The organism is Alkalibacillus haloalkaliphilus C5 (genome assembly GCF_000269905.1).
GTDB lineage: Bacteria > Bacillota > Bacilli > Bacillales > Alkalibacillaceae > Alkalibacillus > Alkalibacillus haloalkaliphilus_A.
The window spans coordinates 1-604 of the sequence record NZ_AKIF01000290.1 but is presented as its reverse complement, the minus strand read 5'-3'; the positions used below and the strand labels follow the sequence as shown (position 1 = coordinate 604).

At 32.8% G+C, this 604-nt stretch carries 2 protein-coding genes and 1 pseudogene; all 3 read left to right on the top strand.

Annotated features, from left to right (window positions below; translation table 11 throughout):
- The first annotated feature begins 71 nt into the window (after positions 1-71).
- Positions 72-194, top strand: a complete 123-nt coding sequence (locus A194_RS21085; protein ID WP_272942218.1) for a hypothetical protein — start codon at positions 72-74, stop codon at positions 192-194.
- Between the two features lie 102 nt (positions 195-296).
- Positions 297-473, top strand: coding sequence for a DUF2785 domain-containing protein (locus A194_RS21430; RefSeq protein WP_423734754.1), 177 nt, complete (start codon positions 297-299; stop codon positions 471-473).
- 16 nt (positions 474-489) lie between these two features.
- Positions 490-604 (top strand): annotated as a pseudogene (locus A194_RS19110) (ATP-binding protein); the annotation flags it as partial.

The following is a 604-nucleotide window of genomic DNA, read 5'->3' as shown; positions in this document are numbered from 1 at the left end:
CAATTACGATACAATAAAAAAAGCTGAGTAAGTTGTTTCAAGTGACATTAAATTTTAAAAGTGGTGACATTATGGCATTAAAATTAGAGCTTAGAGAATTAGAAGGTCCTTCGCTACTACCAGATTTAAATGATCTTCTAGACCGTATGTTACAAAATATTGGTTCAGTTGATCCTAACTTCGAGATACGTTAATCTACAATAATTTTGGCAACCTAATTCTAGGTAATCATTTATCAACTCAACAAGTGGAACACATATTAAGTAAGCGTATGTTTAGACAATTTATTTTGGGAAATTGGTGAACAAAGAAGTGACTCAGTATTTACACGTTCATTCTCTGCTTTAGTGATTGCACTTATCCTCAACTACGACCGTAAGAGACAGATTTTATCCGATCAATTCGAGTGGGAACAATCGCAATCTAATATCGTAATTCTACTTAGAAAGTTACATAAAGATTTATACCATTGAAGAAGTGAGGTTAATGATGAAAAGACTTGCTATCTTAACAGTAGGTAAGACTCATAGTGGTAAAAGCACATTTGCTAAAGACCTAGAGAAGCAATTAGACCATTCTATAGTTATAGATCAAGATGATCATG